Below are 15,605 nucleotides of genomic sequence, written 5' to 3' on the forward strand. Positions count from 1 at the left end.
ATATAACGCCGGGGCTTGTCCCTAGCGTCGAACGATTGACCTCAAGAGCCTCAATGCTACCGACAGAGAGGCCATGTCGTCGGCCTCCAACGCGTTGACCTCGTCAAACATGCTCTTCGCGCGTCCCAACTGCTCGGCGTTGAGATCCTCCCAAGCCCGCAAACGAGCCTCGGCGTCCAGTCCGGCGTCGGTCGATTCGAGCACTGAGGTCGTCATGTCCGCCACGGTCGAGTAGAGGTCGTCGCGCAGGGCTGCACGGGCAAGAGCTTGCCACCTGTCATCGCGCGGCAGTGCTGTGATTCGCTCCAGCAATGAATCGACGTGGAAGCGGTCGAACACCGTGTAGTAGACGTGGCTGACTTCTTCCACACGGGCTTCGCGGCTTTGCGCGATCTTGGCGATGTCCAGGAGCACGAAGCTCTCGAAAAGCTCGGCCCAGCGATGGGCAAGCTCATCCGGCAGGCCCCACGCACGCGCCTTTTCAAGCCAAGCGGTGACGCGCTCTTTGTCGCTGCCGCGTAGGTAGTCGAGTACCCTGGCCCGCATTGGGTCCATCATCGGCTTGAATTCGGCGACGATCTCCGAGATCGGCTTCGACGCGTTACCTTGGCTGAGCAACCAGCGAACGGCGCGGTCCAGGAGCCTTCGGATGTCGAGGTGGACGGTGCTCCAGTGTTCCGTGGGGAACGAAGCAGGCAAGGCATTGAGCTCCCGCACCATCGAGTCGAGTTCGTAGATCTCTCGAAGGGCCACGAACGCCTTCGCGACGGCGACCTCGGTAGCCGAAGTCTCCTCCATGGTGCGGAAGGCGAAGGTGATGCCGCCCAGGTTGATCATGTCGTTGGCCACCACGGTCGCGACGATTTCACGACGCAAGGGATGGGTGTCCAGTTCGGCGTCGAAACGTTCGCGGAGCTGCTTCGGGAAGTAGGAGCGAATCGTCTTACGGAACCAGGGATCATCCGCCAGATCGCTTTCGCGCAAGGCCGAGCCCAATTCGATCTTGGCATATGCGGCGAGGACAGACAGTTCCGGGGACGTCAGGCCCTGGCCCTGTTCCAGCCGCTCACGAAGAGTGTCGGTGGTCGGTAGCGCTTCAAGGTCCCGCTTGAGGTCGGCGGACTTCTCCAACCAGTCCATGAGGCGCTCGTAGCTCGGGCTCCATTCGGCGACGCGTGTGCGGTCGTTGAGCAACAGGATGTTTTGATCGATGTTGTCTTCGAGCACAAGGCGCCCGACCTCGTCGGTCATGTCGGCGAGGAACGATGTGCGCTCGGAAACGTCCAGCTTCCCGGCGGCAACCATCCGGTCCACGAAGATCTTGATGTTGACCTCATGGTCGGAACAATCCACGCCGGCAGAGTTGTCGATCGCATCGGTATTGAGGATGACGCCTTGCAATGCGGCCTCGATGCGTCCGCGCTGCGTCATTCCGAGGTTGCCGCCTTCGCCGACAACCTTGACCCGAAGCTCGCGCCCGTTGACGCGGATGACGTCGTTTGCCTTGTCTCCCACCTCGGCGTGGGACTCGGTGCTGGCCTTGACGTACGTTCCGATCCCGCCGTTGTACAGGAGATCGGCCGGAGCCAGGAGTATTGCACGCAGAAGTTCCGGAGGACTCAGCTGGACCGTTCCGTCCGGCAGGCCGAGGGACCTGCCGACCTCCGGCGAGATCGGGATGACCTTGGCCTGGCGGGGGAAGACCCCGCCACCTGCGCTGATGAGCGAGCGGTCGTAGTCATCCCAGGAAGAACGGGGCAGCTCGAAGAGACGCCGCCGTTCGGCGAAGGACGAAGCCGCATCCGGCGTCGGGTCGAGGAAAATGTGGCGGTGGTCGAAGGCGGCCAGCAGGCGGATGTGCTTGGAGAGCAGCATCCCGTTGCCGAACACGTCGCCGGACATGTCGCCGACGCCAACCACGGTGAATTCCTCAGTCTGGGTGTCAAGGTCCAGCTCGCTGAAGTGTCGCTTGACCGACTCCCATGCACCTCGGGCCGTAATGGCCATGGCCTTGTGGTCGTATCCGATGGAACCACCGGAAGCGAATGCGTCCCCCAGCCAGAAGCCATACTCGGCGGCCAGGCCGTTGGCAGTGTCCGAGAAGGTTGCCGTGCCCTTGTCCGCGGCCACCACCAGGTACGAATCGTCGTCATCCTGACGGACGACGTCCGACGGCGGCACGATCTTCTCGCCGTCCGCTGTGGTCACCAGGTTGTCGGTGAGGTCGAGGAGGCCGCGGATGAAGGTCTTGTAGCTTTCGATGCCTTCCGCCATCCACGCGGCGCGGTCAAGTGCCGGATCCGGAAGTTGCTTCGCGAAGAATCCGCCCTTGGCGCCGGTCGGCACAATCACGGCGTTCTTGACCGTCTGTGCTTTGACCAGCCCGAGGATCTCGGTCCGGAAGTCTTCACGGCGGTCGGACCAGCGCAAGCCGCCACGGGCTACCTTGCCGAAGCGCAAGTGAACGCCTTCAACGCGGGGCGAGTAAACCCAGATCTCGTACTTGGGCCTCGGGAACGGCAGGCCGTCGATCGCGGTGGGATCGAGCTTGAAGCTGACGTACGACTTGCCCTGGAAGTAGTTCGTGCGCAGCGTCGACTCAATGAGGTTGACGAACGTCCGCAGGACCCGGTCGGCGTCGAGCGTAGCCACCTGGTCAATTGCTTCGGCCAATGTGGCGCGGGCGCTCTCTTGGCGGGCCGGACGCGCGGCGTCAGGCGAAGAAGGATCAAAGCGGGCCCCGAACAGGTCAATCAGGCCGCGTGCAACCTCCGGGTTCGCAAGAAGGGTATCCGCAATGAACTCGAAGGAGTTGGTGTTCCCCATCTGGCGCATGTACTTCGCATAGGCGCGAAGCATGACAACCTGCCGCCAGTGGATACCTTCCCGGAGTACGAGCCGGTCGAAACTGTCGGATTCCACCGCACCCGTCACTGCGGCACTGAAGGAGTCCGCCAAGAGCTGGCCCGTGGCCACGGGATCGACACCGGCGGGGTACTTTAGGCCAAGGTCGTAGAGGAAGAAGTCGCGGTGGTCGGCAGTCTCAATCTCGAATGGTCGTTCGTCGAGAACCTCGAGGCCAAGATTGTGGAAGTACGGCAGGATCTGGCTCAGGCTCTTGGGTTCCAAGAGGTAGAGCTTGACGCGCGCATCCTCTTCGAGGAGTTCGCCGGCGCCGTTGGGCAAATAGACATGCACTCCGGGGACCGCCTGGACAGCGACGGCGTCGCGGTCGGTTGTGGCGGCATACTTCTCGAAACGCTCAATGTCCTTGAGTGCGTCTTCGACTTCGTAGTCGACCCGGTAGCCGGCGGGGAACGCATCAGCCCACAGGGCGGACAGCCGCTCGGCATCCAAACCGCTTGTGTTTTCGCGGAGCACCTCGGCAATTCCTTCAGCCCAGGACCGAGAAGCCCGGACAAGCCGCTTTTCGAGTTCACCGGCGTCGACGTCGCGAAGCTCAGCCTCCCGCGGCAGCCGGATACGGAAGAACACCCTCGAGAGTGCGGACTCCGTGATCCGGGCCTCGTAGTCGATGCTCTCGGCTTCGAAAGTCTCGCGGAGCTCCTGCTCAATCCGCTGCCGGACGTTGGTGGTGTAGCGGTCACGGGGCAGGTAGACCAGTGCCGACATGAACCGTCCGTAGATATCCGGGCGCAGGAAGAGCTTGGTGCGGCGCCGCTCCTGCAGACGCTGGATACCCAAAGCCGTTGCGGCCAGATCCTCGGTCTCGATCTGGAAGAGTTCATCACGCGGGTAGGTCTCGAGAATACCGACGAGGTCCTTGCCGGAATGGGAGTCCTGCGGGAATCCGGCTGAGCGGAGCACGGCGTCGACCTTTTCCCGAACGATGGGGATGTTTCTTACGGAACCGGTGTACGCGCTCGTGGCGAAGAGGCCGATGAAGCGGCGCTCACCGTTGACGTTGCCTGCAACATCGAAGCTCTTGACACCGATGTAGTCCAGGTATGCGGGACGGTGCACGGTGGACCGCGAGTTGGCTTTGGTGATGACCAAGGCACGCTTCTCGCGCGCCTTCCTGCGTCCGGCGTCGGTGAGGTGCTGGATTTGGTGCGGGTGGTCCCCTGCCCTCAGGAGTCCCAAGCCGCTCTCTTCGCGCAACTCAAGGACGTCTTCACCGTTCTCGGTGATGAGGTCGTATTCCCTGTAACCGAGGAACGTGAAGTTGCCGTTGTCCAACCAACGCAGAAGGTCCTGCGCTTGCCTGAGCTCCGCGATGTCTTCCGGGTGGGCCACCTTGTCCAGGGATGATGCCAGCTCAAGCGCCTTCGTGCGCATCTTGGGCCAGTCTTCGACGGCGGCGCGGACGTCGTTCAGGACGCGGTGGATTCCGTCCACGAGTTCCTTCTGGAAGTCGTCGGCCACCCTGTCAACCTCGACGGCGATCCACGACTCCATGTGGGAGACGTTGTCGCCTTGGGCGATCAGATGGGCGATATTCGGCATTGCCGCGGTGTCACCGCTTGAGATGCCAATGTTCGACGGCACCCGGGCAATGTCGGACAGGTCGCCCGTGAGGTGGTCACGCGAAACCACGAAGAGTGGGTGCATGACAAGCCGGATAGCGCAGTTCTGGCGGACGAGTTCGGCGTTCACCGAGTCCACCAGGAACGGCATGTCATCTGTGACGATGTACAGAATGCTGCGATCACCCTCGTTGGCAATCTTGACCTTGGCGGTGCCCGGCTTTCGGCTCTGTCCCGCTTCCCGGTGGGCCGCTGCCCTGGAGGTCAATTGCTCGGCAGCGTATCCGCGGGCGTCCTCCTCTGCGAGATGCTCGTAGTAGTCTCCGAAGAACCCTTCCCGGACTACTGCAGGTTTAGAACGATCCTCCACGCTGGATCCTGACGACATCGACAAACGCCTCCATCACATCTCGATTGCTGCGTCCTTGCAGCCCACATGGCGAGCCTAACGCTTTAGGCGTTGCCTTGCTCTGGAATATGCGACAGAGGATTTGCCATTTTGCTGGACAGGTGCACAGACCATTTTTGCGATTGCTAGCCGCAAGGCAGATTCGGGGGCAGATTCGAAGAGCACGGCACCGGACAACAACGCCGCGTCGCAGGCTTCCGGATCGGATGGAAGGAATACCTCGATGCCATGGCCGGGGCCGTACCGTTCCCATGCTTCGCGGAGCTCACGCTCGGGCGACCGGCCCGCGGATGCTGCCCGAACTTTGTTCAGGACCACCCGTGGAGCCGCGTGCGGGACTGCCCGTTCAAGTTCCGCGAGCCCACGCACGAGTCGCGGAACCCCGACGGCGTCGGCCGCGCCCACGGCGTAAACGGTGTCCGCCAGTTCGATACTGCGTAGTGTTGCGGCATTGCGTCGAGGGGCCATGGTGTCGAAGCTGAGTTCCTCGTCGGCTTCAAGGCAGAAACCTGCGTCGACCACGACGACGTCCGCGATCTCCTTGGCGAGTTCAAGTACGGAGGAGAGCGCGCCAGCCCGGAGCTCCGTCCACCGGTCCGCGCGCGTAATGCCGGTAAGAACCCGGAAACTAGTAGCTTTGGCGAAGACAGGCGCGGCGATCCGCTTGAGCGATTCGGCGTCCAACAATCCTTGATCCGCCAGTCGACAAGACTGTGCCAGTCCGGCGGATTCGTCCAGTAAGCCCAGCGATGCCGCGACACTGGCCCCGTAGCTGTCTGCATCGAGAAGGATCACTGACTTGCCTTCAGCCGCCAGCTCTGCAGCAATGTTGACAGCCATAAGAGTCCTGCCCGGCGCCCCGGTGGGCCCCCAGACCGCGATGATCCGGCCAGCACCTGCCCGTGCCCGTTCCGGTTCTTCCGCCGCTTCGGTGGGACGGAGTTCTGCGGCGGTGTCGGCAAACCCGGAATCCCGAGGCTCCGCGCGTCGCCTTCCTTGTCCGGGCAGCTGGCCTACGGCATCGGAGATCCTGGAAGCCAGAGTTGCCGAATCAACATCCAGCGACGCTGTCACGACGCCGATGCTCCGCAGGCGGCTCTCCTCCCCTGCGTCGTCGCTCAGGGCAACGATGGACACTCCGACAGCCGCCAGCCGGTCGACCAACGATGCCGTCAGTTCCTCAGCGCCTTCGGCTATGACCGCGGCACGCGCGAGACCGCTTTGGCAAACAGCCAGAAGTTCCGCGAGTTCGCCGCACCGGCGCACTACCGTGACCGGCCCATGGAGCCGCTCTAGTCCCCCGACCAAGTCCTCCCGGGACTGCCCGACTGTGACAACGGGGATGCTCACGTGCCGGTACCGCCCGGATTCCAAACCACAGCTATCTTCGCTTTGTTCGCCTGCGCTCCAAGAAGTTTCGGCATGTGCTCATCGGTCACTAGGACCAGAACCACTTTCTCCTTGGACGCCCCGAGCGTGGAGGCGCCTTCCGTGATCTGGGCGATCTCCGCACCGGGCAACAGCAACTGTGGCGTGCCGAAACCGTTGCGCGCATCGGGGAGGGCTACCCAAACGTCAACGCGGGATCCTGCCACCGCTTGGGAAGGCAGTGACTCCTGGATCGCGATCGCCACAGGTTTGCGGTTCAGGGAGTCCGCGGCCCCCAGACTCTCCTGCGGAACGAGTTGGTTCTTGGCAATTCTTTGAACGGCAACTTTTCCTTCGGGCAGGCCATCCGCGAGAGTCACGTAACTGGACTCAACGTCGTCGAGCCGGACTTTGACTATCGCAAGATCGTCCTTGCTGACTCTCTGGCCCACGGCAATCGACTCGCGCGCCGCATACACCTGGATGGTACGGTCCGCGCTTCCAACGAGGGCGATGACTCCAGCCAGTGATGCCAAGACCAGGAGAACCCCCACCAAAAGTCGCGGATCCCTCCATGACGGTTTCCTGAGCCGCGCTGCAGCGGCCGCGGTAGTTACACCCATCCTGCTTCCCCCATTGCATAGTTAGTCGGCGACGACCTCCAGTGGCCCCTATTCTGACCGCATGTTGGTCCCTTTCGAAAGCCAAAAGCCTCAAATTACGTCAACTGTGGAAAACCCCGGCAAGTGGGTCGAACAGTGGCAAAATGGATGCATGCCCCGATTCCTCACCCTGGCTGATGTCGCCGAACAGCTTCAGATCAACTCTCCGCAGGCATACGCCTTGGTGCGCAGCGGAGAACTCAAGGCCATCCAAGTGGGTGGCCGTGGCCAGTGGCGCGTCGAAGAGAAGATGCTGGAGCAGTACATCGAGGAACGCTACGCCGAGGCCAGCAGGATAATCCAAGAGGCCAAATCCAAGTCCTCCTGATCTCCGTCCAGCGCCCCAGGACGGCGGCGGGGAGGCTGGCCGGGCTAGAAGTCCTGGCCCCGCAATGAACGCAGCGCGGCAAGCGACTGGAATGGAACTGTCGCCACAGACACGACGTTGCCGGACCGGCGGACTTCGCCCGGCAGCATGACGGCGAGATCAAAGTGGTCCTTGCCCACGCGATCAATGACGCCCCGCATCGTCCGCTCATCACGCGCCAACTCAAGCAAATGAACCGCCAGTTCCGCCCTGTCGCGGGCCAGCATTCGCAATGCGCTGGCCAAGCCAAGCCGCTGTGACGCCTTAGATCGGCCTGCCCGAACCTGCCGGCCCAGGCCCTGATACGCCAATGCGGCCGTTACAGGCACCAACCACTGGTGGCGACCATCGTCAAGGACCAACGATTCGCTTCCGACATGACTAAGCGTCCCGGACACCTGCGTCCCGGACCGGAGCTTCACATCAATCTTCTGGCCGATTGCTCCATGCAGCCTGTCTGAGACCTCGATTCCGGCCATCTCCACCCGTGCCCGCTCTGAAATTTCGGATTCAAGTCCCAGCAATCGTTCAGAGGCCAGTTGTGCCTCCATGTCTTCAAACAGAGCATCCCAACGCATTGCGTCAGCGTAAGCGGGCACCCCTCGATGGTCAATCTTTCTTCATCGACAACCAACTCCTAGACAAATCTATCATTTTGGGACCAAAATAAGTCAAACATCATCAAACTGCATCAAACAGCATCAACTGGGTAGGGGGAACCCATGGAACAGGCCAGCAGACCCGTTCGGCACGACGTCGCAATGGCGATGACCATCCTGGCGCTCGCTCTTTTGCTCGCCGCCACCGGATTGATCTTGATTGACCGATGGCACTCCGCGGCACGCCGACTCCAGGCACCCACGTTCGAAGACCTCCTGGGACTTGTCGCAACTGCCGCCGGTCTGGGGATCGGGGTCTGGTGGATCGGCACGTTCCTTCTGGCAATAGCCGCCGCGCTCCTCCAGCAAGCCGGCAAGGACCGCTGCGCGAGCGCCACCGCCAAACTCAGCCCAGCCTTCATGCGCAGGCTTGCTGTTGCAATTCTGGGCCTGAATCTCGCGGGAATTCCCCTGGCGAATGCGTCATCGGCACAGCTTGAACGAGCGTGGGGCCCGGCAAACGGCTCAACACCGTCCAGCGGAATCTCGGCCCAATGGACACCCGGCTCCAATCCTTCTCCGAATCGCCCAGTCGTGCCCTCGCTCGAGTCCGGCTCATCGGAGATCGACCCCTATTGGCAACCGCGCGCGCCTGCTGCCGAGCCAAGGCTTCTGGGAACCAGGCCACAGCGGGCCGCGGAACAGTCTGCCTCGCCAAATCAAGGCGAAGTGGTGGTGAGGCGGGGAGATTCACTGTGGTCAATTGCCGCCCGGCAGCTGGGCCCGATGGCCAGTGACGTCGACATTGCCCTTCGCTGGCCGAAGTGGTATGCCGCAAACCGACATGTCATCGGAGACGACCCGGGTCTCCTTGTCCCAGGTCAGATCCTGCAACCACCGCCCAGGTAGCCCAGCAGCCGGACCCCACGAGCCCCGAACCACCACCATCCGCCATCCGCCATCCGCCATCCGCCATCGACTCGTAGCCGAGGAAGTCCATGAGTGCATCACCAGCCATCCGCACTGTGCCCAATGCAGTCCGGACACCTCCTCCACCCATTGCCTCGCGTTCAATCGTGGTTTCGCCGCGCGCCAAAGCCCGGGCGGGAGGTCCGTCCGACAAGGGGCCTTCCTCTGCCAGCAAAGCGGCTCGGCTCCTTAGCCTCGACGGTGAAATCCGCGCGCTGGCCCGCAGTATCGCGCAAGCCGCGGTGGAGGTCCTTGCCGGGACCCGGCCGGTGCAACAACTCTCACGCACGTTGGATCCCGGATGCCTTAGCGCACTGCAACACCGGGCCGCACTGACGCGAGCCCACGCTGCCAGCACCCAGGGCGGGCAGTCCAGACTTCACCGAAGTCCGATGGTCCGCTCCGTGCATGTCTGCGCGGTGAAGGACGGAGTGTACGAGGCCAGCTTGGTTGTCTCGGAAGAACTCCGCTCCCGCGCCGTAGCCATGAGGCTTGAAGGGAGCAATGGCACGTGGAGGGTCACCGCCCTGGAAATCGGCTGACGGCGGGTTCATCTGAAATGGCAGCACAACGGAGAAGGACCAGAACGGGGTGTTCTGGTCCTTCTCCGTTTTCACGGCAAGCATCCGCTTGTTGGATACGTATGGCAGTTGCGAGCGTCCCTCAGCTCTATGCGTCAGGCACCACGGCGTCAGCGGCGCTTCTTCTTGTTGGATCCGCGCTGCTTGTCATCGGCGGCGGCCTTGGCGGGGTTGCCTGAGCGTCCCGAGGCCCGCCCCTCAACACGGGTCTGGCTCGCACCGTCTTCACCGGGTGCCGTGTACTGGAGCTGAACAGGCTTCTCCGGGGCTTCGAGGCCGGCCGCGCGAATCTGCGGATCGTGGTGTTCCACATGACCGCCCTCCGGGCTGCCGTCCACTACCACCACGTCTTCGGCGGGCGTTACTTCCACTTCCAGGTTGTAGAGGAAGCCAACGCTCTCCTCGCGGATGGCCTCCATCATGCTCTGGAACATCGTGAATCCTTCGCGCTGGTACTCGACCAGGGGATCCCTTTGGGCCATGGCGCGCAGGCCAATGCCCTCTTTGAGGTAGTCCATCTCATAGAGGTGTTCCTGCCATTTGCGGCCAAGGACCGAGAGGACAACCCGGCGCTCAAGCTCGCGCATGTTCTCGGCGCCAATGACTTCTTCCCGCTCCTTGTAAACGAGCTGCGCATCCGAAAGGATCTCGTTCTTGAGGAATTCAACGGACACGCGGGCCTTGCCACCGGCTTCGTCAATGATGTCCTGGGACGACACAGTTACCGGGTACAGCGTCTTGAGGTTGGTCCACAGTTGGTGGAAGTCCCAGTCATCTCCGGTTCCCTCCGCCGTCGCGGCATCGATCAGGGCGTTGATGGTGTCTTCCAGGAAGAACTGGACCTTCTCGTGCAGGTCGTCGCCTTCCAGGATCCTGCGACGGTCACCATAGATGGCTTCACGCTGGCGGTTCAGGACGTCGTCGTACTTAAGGACGTTCTTGCGCTGCTCGGCATTCCGCCCTTCAACCTGGCCCTGGGCCGAAGCGATCGCACGGGACACGAGCTTGGATTCGAGGGCAACGTCGTCCGGCACGGAGCTGTTCATGAGGCGCTCGGCGGCACCGGAGTTGAAGAGCCTCATGAGGTCATCGGTCAGCGAGAGGTAGAAGCGGGACTCGCCCGGGTCACCCTGGCGCCCGGAGCGGCCACGGAGCTGATTGTCGATTCGACGGGATTCGTGGCGTTCCGTGCCCAGTACATACAGCCCGCCCAGTTCAAGCACTTCCTCATGCTCGTCCTTGACTGCCTGCTTGGCTGCTTCGAGTGCTTCCGGCCACTCGGCCTCGTACTCCTCGGAGTTTTCTTCAGGATCCAGGCCCCGCTTTGCCAACTCGGCGATGGCCGTGAACTCGGCGTTTCCGCCCAGCATGATGTCAGTACCACGGCCGGCCATGTTGGTAGCGACCGTGACAGCACCCTTGCGTCCGGCCTGGGCGACAATGGCCGCCTCGCGCGCGTGGTTCTTCGCATTCAGGACCTCGTGCCGGATGCCTTCCTTGGCCAACAGCTTGGCAAGGTATTCGCTCTTCTCCACGCTGGTGGTACCGACGAGCACGGGTTGGCCTTTTTCGTGCCGTTCCGCGATGTCCTTCACGACGGCTTCGAACTTCACGATTTCGTTCTTGTACACGAGGTCCGACTGGTCGATGCGCTGCATGTCCCGGTTGGTGGGAATGGGCACCACGCCAAGCTTGTACGTGCTCATGAACTCAGCGGCTTCGGTTTCAGCCGTGCCGGTCATGCCCGAGAGCTTGGAGTACATGCGGAAGTAGTTCTGCAGGGTCACGGTGGCGAGAGTCTGGTTCTCGGCCTTGATCTCGACGTTTTCCTTGGCCTCGATCGCCTGGTGCATGCCTTCGTTATAACGCCGTCCGGCAAGGATACGGCCAGTGTGTTCGTCAACAATGAGGACTTCGCCGTCCAGGATGACGTAGTCCTTGTCCCGTTTGAAGAGCTCTTTGGCTTTGATGGCATTGTTCAAGAAGCCGATGAGCGGGGTGTTGGCGGATTCGTAGAGGTTCTGGATGCCGAGGTAGTCCTCGACCTTCTCGATGCCGGCTTCGAGAACACCGACGGTGCGCTTCTTTTCATCGACCTCGTAGTCGATTTCAGGCTGGAGACGCTGCACGACCTTGGCGAATTCGCTGTACCAGCGGTTGGTGTCACCCTGGGCCGGACCGGAGATAATGAGCGGGGTACGGGCCTCGTCGATGAGGATGGAGTCCACTTCGTCGACAATCGCGAAGTGGTGGCCGCGCTGCACAAGCTCGGATTTGTCCCACGCCATGTTGTCGCGCAGGTAGTCGAAGCCGAATTCGTTGTTGGTGCCGTAAGTGATGTCTGCCGCGTACATTTGGCGGCGCACTTCGGGATCCTGGTTGGACAGGATGCACCCGCTGCTGAGGCCAAGGAATCGGTAGACACGGCCCATGAGCTCGGACTGGTATTCGGCGAGGTAGTCGTTGACTGTCACGACGTGCACGCCCTTGCCGGTGAGCGCATTGAGGAAGGCCGGAGCAGTGGCCACGAGGGTCTTTCCTTCACCGGTCTTCATCTCGGCGATATTGCCGAGGTGGAGAGCGGCCCCGCCCATGAGCTGGACATCGAAGTGGCGCATTCCCAAGGTGCGGGAGGAAGCTTCCCGCACAGCCGCGAAAGCCTCCGGCAAGAGATCGTCCAGCTTCTCGCCGTCCTCATGACGGGCGCGCAGCCTGTCCGTCTCCTCGCGCAATTCGGCGTCGGAGAAGGTCTTGAAGGAGTCTTCGAGGGCGTTGATGGAATCGGCATAGGTCCGCAGTTGCCTCAGGGTTTTTTTGTCACCCGTGCGGAGAAGTTTTTCGATAAGTGATGCCACGTAAAGTTGCTCCCAGTCTCAAGCTGCCGAATTCTGGCGGTTTCAGTCTACGGGAGAGACCAACGCCGCGCGGCCCCGTTTCCCTGAGAGCGGAGCGCAGCGCGCCCATAGGCCGCTGCCGGAGCCCTCCGGGTCTCAGCCGCGGGCCATTGCCGAGGCAAGCGTCGACGAGAGATCCCCCGTCGGTGACACGACGACGTCGTCGAGCCCCAGCCACCCGGCCATAAGCCGCAGCTCCGCGGAAAGCTCGACGGCGGTGTCCGCCGGGGCGTCCGGCTCGGCGTGGGCGGCACGCACCAGAAGTTGCTTGGCTGCGCGGTCCGCCTTGAGGTCTACGCGCGCGACCACGGCGTCACGGAGGAGGAAAGGCAGTACGTAGTAGCCGAACTTGCGCTTCTCCGCCGGCGTATAGATTTCGATCCGGTAGTGAAAACCGAACAACTCCTCGAGCCTTCTACGCTCGAAGACCAGCGAATCGAACGGACTGAGGAGTGCGCGGCCCGTCGCGGCCCGGGGAAGCCGGGCGTCCACATGCCGGTACAAAGCCCGGTCCCAGCCACGCACCGTGACCGGTTCCAGACGCCCGGCGGCAACGAGCCTGTCGATCGATGCTGCTGCAGCCTTCACCGGAGTCCGGAAGTAATCCGCGAAGCAGCGGATTGTTCCGATGCCATGGGCCTGGGCTGCGGCGTCGATCAGCCGGTCCATGGCCGCCGTCGACACGTCGGAGCCAGCGTCCGGGAGCGCTCCTGCGCGAGCGATGACGGCAGGCAATCCTGGCGGTAGAACCCGCGATGTCAGCGTGTACCGCCGCTCGAACTGCTCAGTCCGCGACGCAGCCGTCACGAGTCCCTCTTCAAACAAGTGTTCCAAAACCCTCTTGACCAGGTTCCAGTTCCAACCCCAGTTGTCGTGCTGCCGGTCTTCCTGGTGCCCCAGGTGCGCGGTCAATTGAGCGGCAGTCATGGGGCGTCCGGTTGCGAGCGTTTCGAGGATCCGGTTGGCCATGTCCTCCCGGATTCCACGTTCCAAGTGGGACGCGCCTACCCAGGCGCGGTTTTGCCAGAGCAGCAGATCTTGAAAGTGTTCCGGGCGGATGAAGCTCGCCTCGTGCGCCCAGTACTCCATCATGCGCCGCGGACTTCGCCCGGCCATCGCATGAAGGATGCTTCGGTCGTAGTTGCCAAGCCTTGAGAAGAAAGGAAGGTAGTGACTGCGCGAGAGGACGTTGACGGAGTCGATCTGCACCACCTGGAGGCGGGCAAAGGTGCGGCCCACCGTCCGTGAAGTCACGGGGCCGGTGGGCCGTTCCTTGTCCAGTCCTTGGGCTGCCAATGCAATCCGCCGTGCCTGCAACAGGCTCAGCGAAGCGGCCATGCCAGTCCTTTCATGGGAAAAACGAATGCGGCCTAGGCTGTAGCGGCCTGGTCATTCGAACGGTAAGCGTGGATCTTTTCCTCCACGGGTTCGTCTCCTGGCTCGCATGTGGAATCCAGAGTGATTACTCCATATGTCCAGCCACGGCGACGGTAGACAACCGACGGCGTGTTGGTTTCCTTGTCCACGAACAGGTAGAAATTGTGGCCCACCAATTCCATGTTGTCCACCGCGTCATCAAGGGTGAGCGAAGCGGCGGGGAAAACCTTGCGACGAATCAGGACCGGGGAATCACCGGCCGGAATGTCGTTGTCGACGTCGTAGGGCGAGGTCTCCACCGGTGGCGTCGTTGGCTCCTGGTGGTTGCTGGCCTCTACGTAAATGGGTTCGCTTGCGCTGGCAGGCTCAAGCGTCGCAGTAGCCTCACGGACGGCTTTGGGGGTGTGGCGGCCGTGGTGGACCTTCTTGCGGTCCTTGGCCCTGCGGAGTCTTTCCAGCAGCTTGCTGTAGGCGAGATCAAAGGCGGCAAACTTGTCAGCGGCGCTCGCTTCGGCCCGGATCACAGGGCCCCGGCCCAGAACTGTCACTTCCACCGTGAGCTGGCCCGGTGTCTGGCGCGGGTTGGTTTCCTTTGAAACCTTCGCGTCAACCCTCTGGACCTTGTCCCCAAGCGATTCAATCTTTGAAATCTTCTCGCCGGCATACTCGCGGAAGCGATCCGAAACGGTCAGATTACGGCCGCTGATCATGAACTCCATGGTGCCCTCCAAACAACTCAGGTGACACGATAAGGGCGCTTCTCGGGGCTGATCTGACGGACAGTCGAGCCCCTTTCCGAGCCGCTATCGACAGGTACATCTGTTCTTGGTACCCATAACCGACGTTAGTTCATCGCCACGGGTAATTCATCCTTTCGTCACTTATTTTTTGTTTGAGTCGGCACGGGCCGGGTGTGTTGCAAGTCCGGAGGAAGGTCGCTTCCGGACGGCGGCCGGGTGGCTGCCAGGACCACGGCGCCACGCACCACGCCTCCCGCCGCCGACACCGCCCGGGCGGCTTCGGCGAGGGTGGCACCGGTAGTGAGGACGTCGTCGACGATCACGCATATCCTGCCCTCCAAGGAAGCTCTGCGGAACAACCGAAGGGTCATGGAGCCGCGGACACGGCGCGCACGCTCTCCGCGGCCCAAGCCCTTTTGCCCGTTTCCCGGTCCAGGCGCCTTCTTCAACGCATCCATGATTTGCAGACCCGGCAAAGCGTCCAGGCGCCGCAGGCGGCCGAGCAAGAGATGGACCGGACTGAAGCCGCGACGCCGAAAGGCCGCATTGCTACTGGGAACCGGTACAAGACAGACATCCACCTTGTCTCCAACGGCAGACCGGATGGCCTTGCCGAGCGCAGGCGCGAGCACCGAAGCCAGCCGTCCCTGGCCTAGATGCTTGAAAGAAAGGAGTGCTTGGGCCAGTTCATCCCGATAGTGCCCGCCTGCGACAACAGGCAGAATCACGGACCCATCCACCCTAAGCAAGGCCGGTGCCTGCCCTTCAGCGCGGAATGGACGGGTGCACAGAAGGCGCAACTGCCGCGCACAGGAGCGGCAGAGCGCCGAATCCTCGGAACCACAGCACACGCATTCCACGGGAGCCAGAACCGCCAGCAACTCGACGAAGGCCTCACCAACCCCCTGGGCGAGCCTCGTCCATCGGGCAGGATGGAGTCCCCTATGGCGCGCGGCGCCACCAAGGACGACGGCAAGGTCAGGGTCGCGCGCTCGGCAACGGCTGTCAGTACCCATACCCCAAGCATCCGGCTCCTCGCCGACGGCCAACACTCCCCAACCGCGCTATGTGGAGAACAAGTGGCGACGCTGTCGGAACTTGGGCCCACGCCGCCAGGGTTCCCTGGCCGAGCGAAGCGAGGTTAGGGAGGCG

At 62.4% G+C, this 15,605-nt stretch carries 11 protein-coding genes; 3 read left to right on the forward strand and 8 right to left on the reverse strand.

Translation table 11 applies throughout. The annotated features are described in order from the left end of the window. Window positions 1-21: 21 nt before the first annotated feature. Genes QRN52_RS03135 through QRN52_RS03145 form a run of 3 tightly spaced genes read right to left on the reverse strand, consistent with a single transcriptional unit; the run spans window position 22 to window position 6,887 of the window. The gene (locus QRN52_RS03135) at window positions 22-4,875 is read right to left on the reverse strand and encodes an NAD-glutamate dehydrogenase (RefSeq protein ID WP_284751310.1); all 4,854 of its coding nucleotides are present in this window, start codon (window positions 4,873-4,875) and stop codon (window positions 22-24) included. Window positions 4,876-4,932: 57 nt separating this feature from the next. Next, a complete protein-coding gene (locus tag QRN52_RS03140; RefSeq protein ID WP_284751311.1) occupies window positions 4,933-6,246 on the reverse strand; it encodes a CpaE/TadZ family protein in 1,314 nt (437 codons plus the stop codon). Then, the gene (locus QRN52_RS03145) at window positions 6,243-6,887 is read right to left on the reverse strand and encodes a CpaB family protein (protein WP_284751312.1); all 645 of its coding nucleotides are present in this window, start codon (window positions 6,885-6,887) and stop codon (window positions 6,243-6,245) included. Before QRN52_RS03145 ends, QRN52_RS03140 begins: the two co-directional genes overlap by 4 nt. 151 nt (window positions 6,888-7,038) lie before the next feature. Between QRN52_RS03145 and QRN52_RS03150 the strand changes: the two genes are divergently transcribed. After that, window positions 7,039-7,254, forward strand: coding sequence for a helix-turn-helix domain-containing protein (locus tag QRN52_RS03150; RefSeq protein WP_059387549.1), 216 nt, complete (start codon window positions 7,039-7,041; stop codon window positions 7,252-7,254). 44 nt (window positions 7,255-7,298) lie between these two features. Here QRN52_RS03150 and QRN52_RS03155 read toward each other — a convergent pair whose 3' ends face one another. Further along, window positions 7,299-7,871: a hypothetical protein gene (locus tag QRN52_RS03155; protein WP_284751313.1), complete on the reverse strand. Its 573-nt coding sequence runs from the start codon at window positions 7,869-7,871 to the stop codon at window positions 7,299-7,301. Between the two features lie 144 nt (window positions 7,872-8,015). On the opposite strand from QRN52_RS03155, the gene QRN52_RS03160 reads away from it, so the two are divergent. Both QRN52_RS03160 and QRN52_RS03165 read left to right on the forward strand, forming a co-directional pair. Next, a complete protein-coding gene (locus QRN52_RS03160; RefSeq protein ID WP_284751314.1) occupies window positions 8,016-8,801 on the forward strand; it encodes a LysM peptidoglycan-binding domain-containing protein in 786 nt (261 codons plus the stop codon). Between the two features lie 89 nt (window positions 8,802-8,890). After that, window positions 8,891-9,403 (forward strand): Rv3235 family protein, encoded by a 513-nt coding sequence (locus QRN52_RS03165; RefSeq protein WP_284751315.1) that lies wholly within the window; start codon window positions 8,891-8,893, stop codon window positions 9,401-9,403. A 149-nt stretch (window positions 9,404-9,552) separates the two neighbouring features. On the opposite strand, the gene secA is transcribed toward QRN52_RS03165, so the two are convergent. From secA to QRN52_RS03185, 4 genes are all read right to left on the reverse strand, one after another. Beyond that, complete coding sequence (gene secA, locus QRN52_RS03170) at window positions 9,553-12,297, reverse strand: preprotein translocase subunit SecA (protein ID WP_284751316.1); 2,745 nt, start codon at window positions 12,295-12,297, stop codon at window positions 9,553-9,555. A 135-nt stretch (window positions 12,298-12,432) separates the two neighbouring features. After that, entirely contained in the window at window positions 12,433-13,674 is a 1,242-nt protein-coding gene (locus QRN52_RS03175; RefSeq protein ID WP_284751317.1) for a winged helix-turn-helix domain-containing protein, read from the reverse strand. A gap of 32 nt (window positions 13,675-13,706) precedes the next feature. Beyond that, window positions 13,707-14,432, reverse strand: a complete 726-nt coding sequence (hpf, locus tag QRN52_RS03180; protein WP_234748144.1) for a ribosome hibernation-promoting factor, HPF/YfiA family — start codon at window positions 14,430-14,432, stop codon at window positions 13,707-13,709. Between the two features lie 158 nt (window positions 14,433-14,590). Further along, window positions 14,591-15,469 carry a ComF family protein gene (locus QRN52_RS03185; protein ID WP_284751318.1) on the reverse strand — a complete coding sequence of 293 codons (879 nt, stop codon included), beginning with the start codon at window positions 15,467-15,469 and terminating at the stop codon, window positions 14,591-14,593. Window positions 15,470-15,605 lie beyond the last annotated feature (136 nt).

Source organism: Arthrobacter sp. efr-133-R2A-120 (genome assembly GCF_030209835.1).
Taxonomy (GTDB): Bacteria; Actinomycetota; Actinomycetes; order Actinomycetales; family Micrococcaceae; genus Arthrobacter.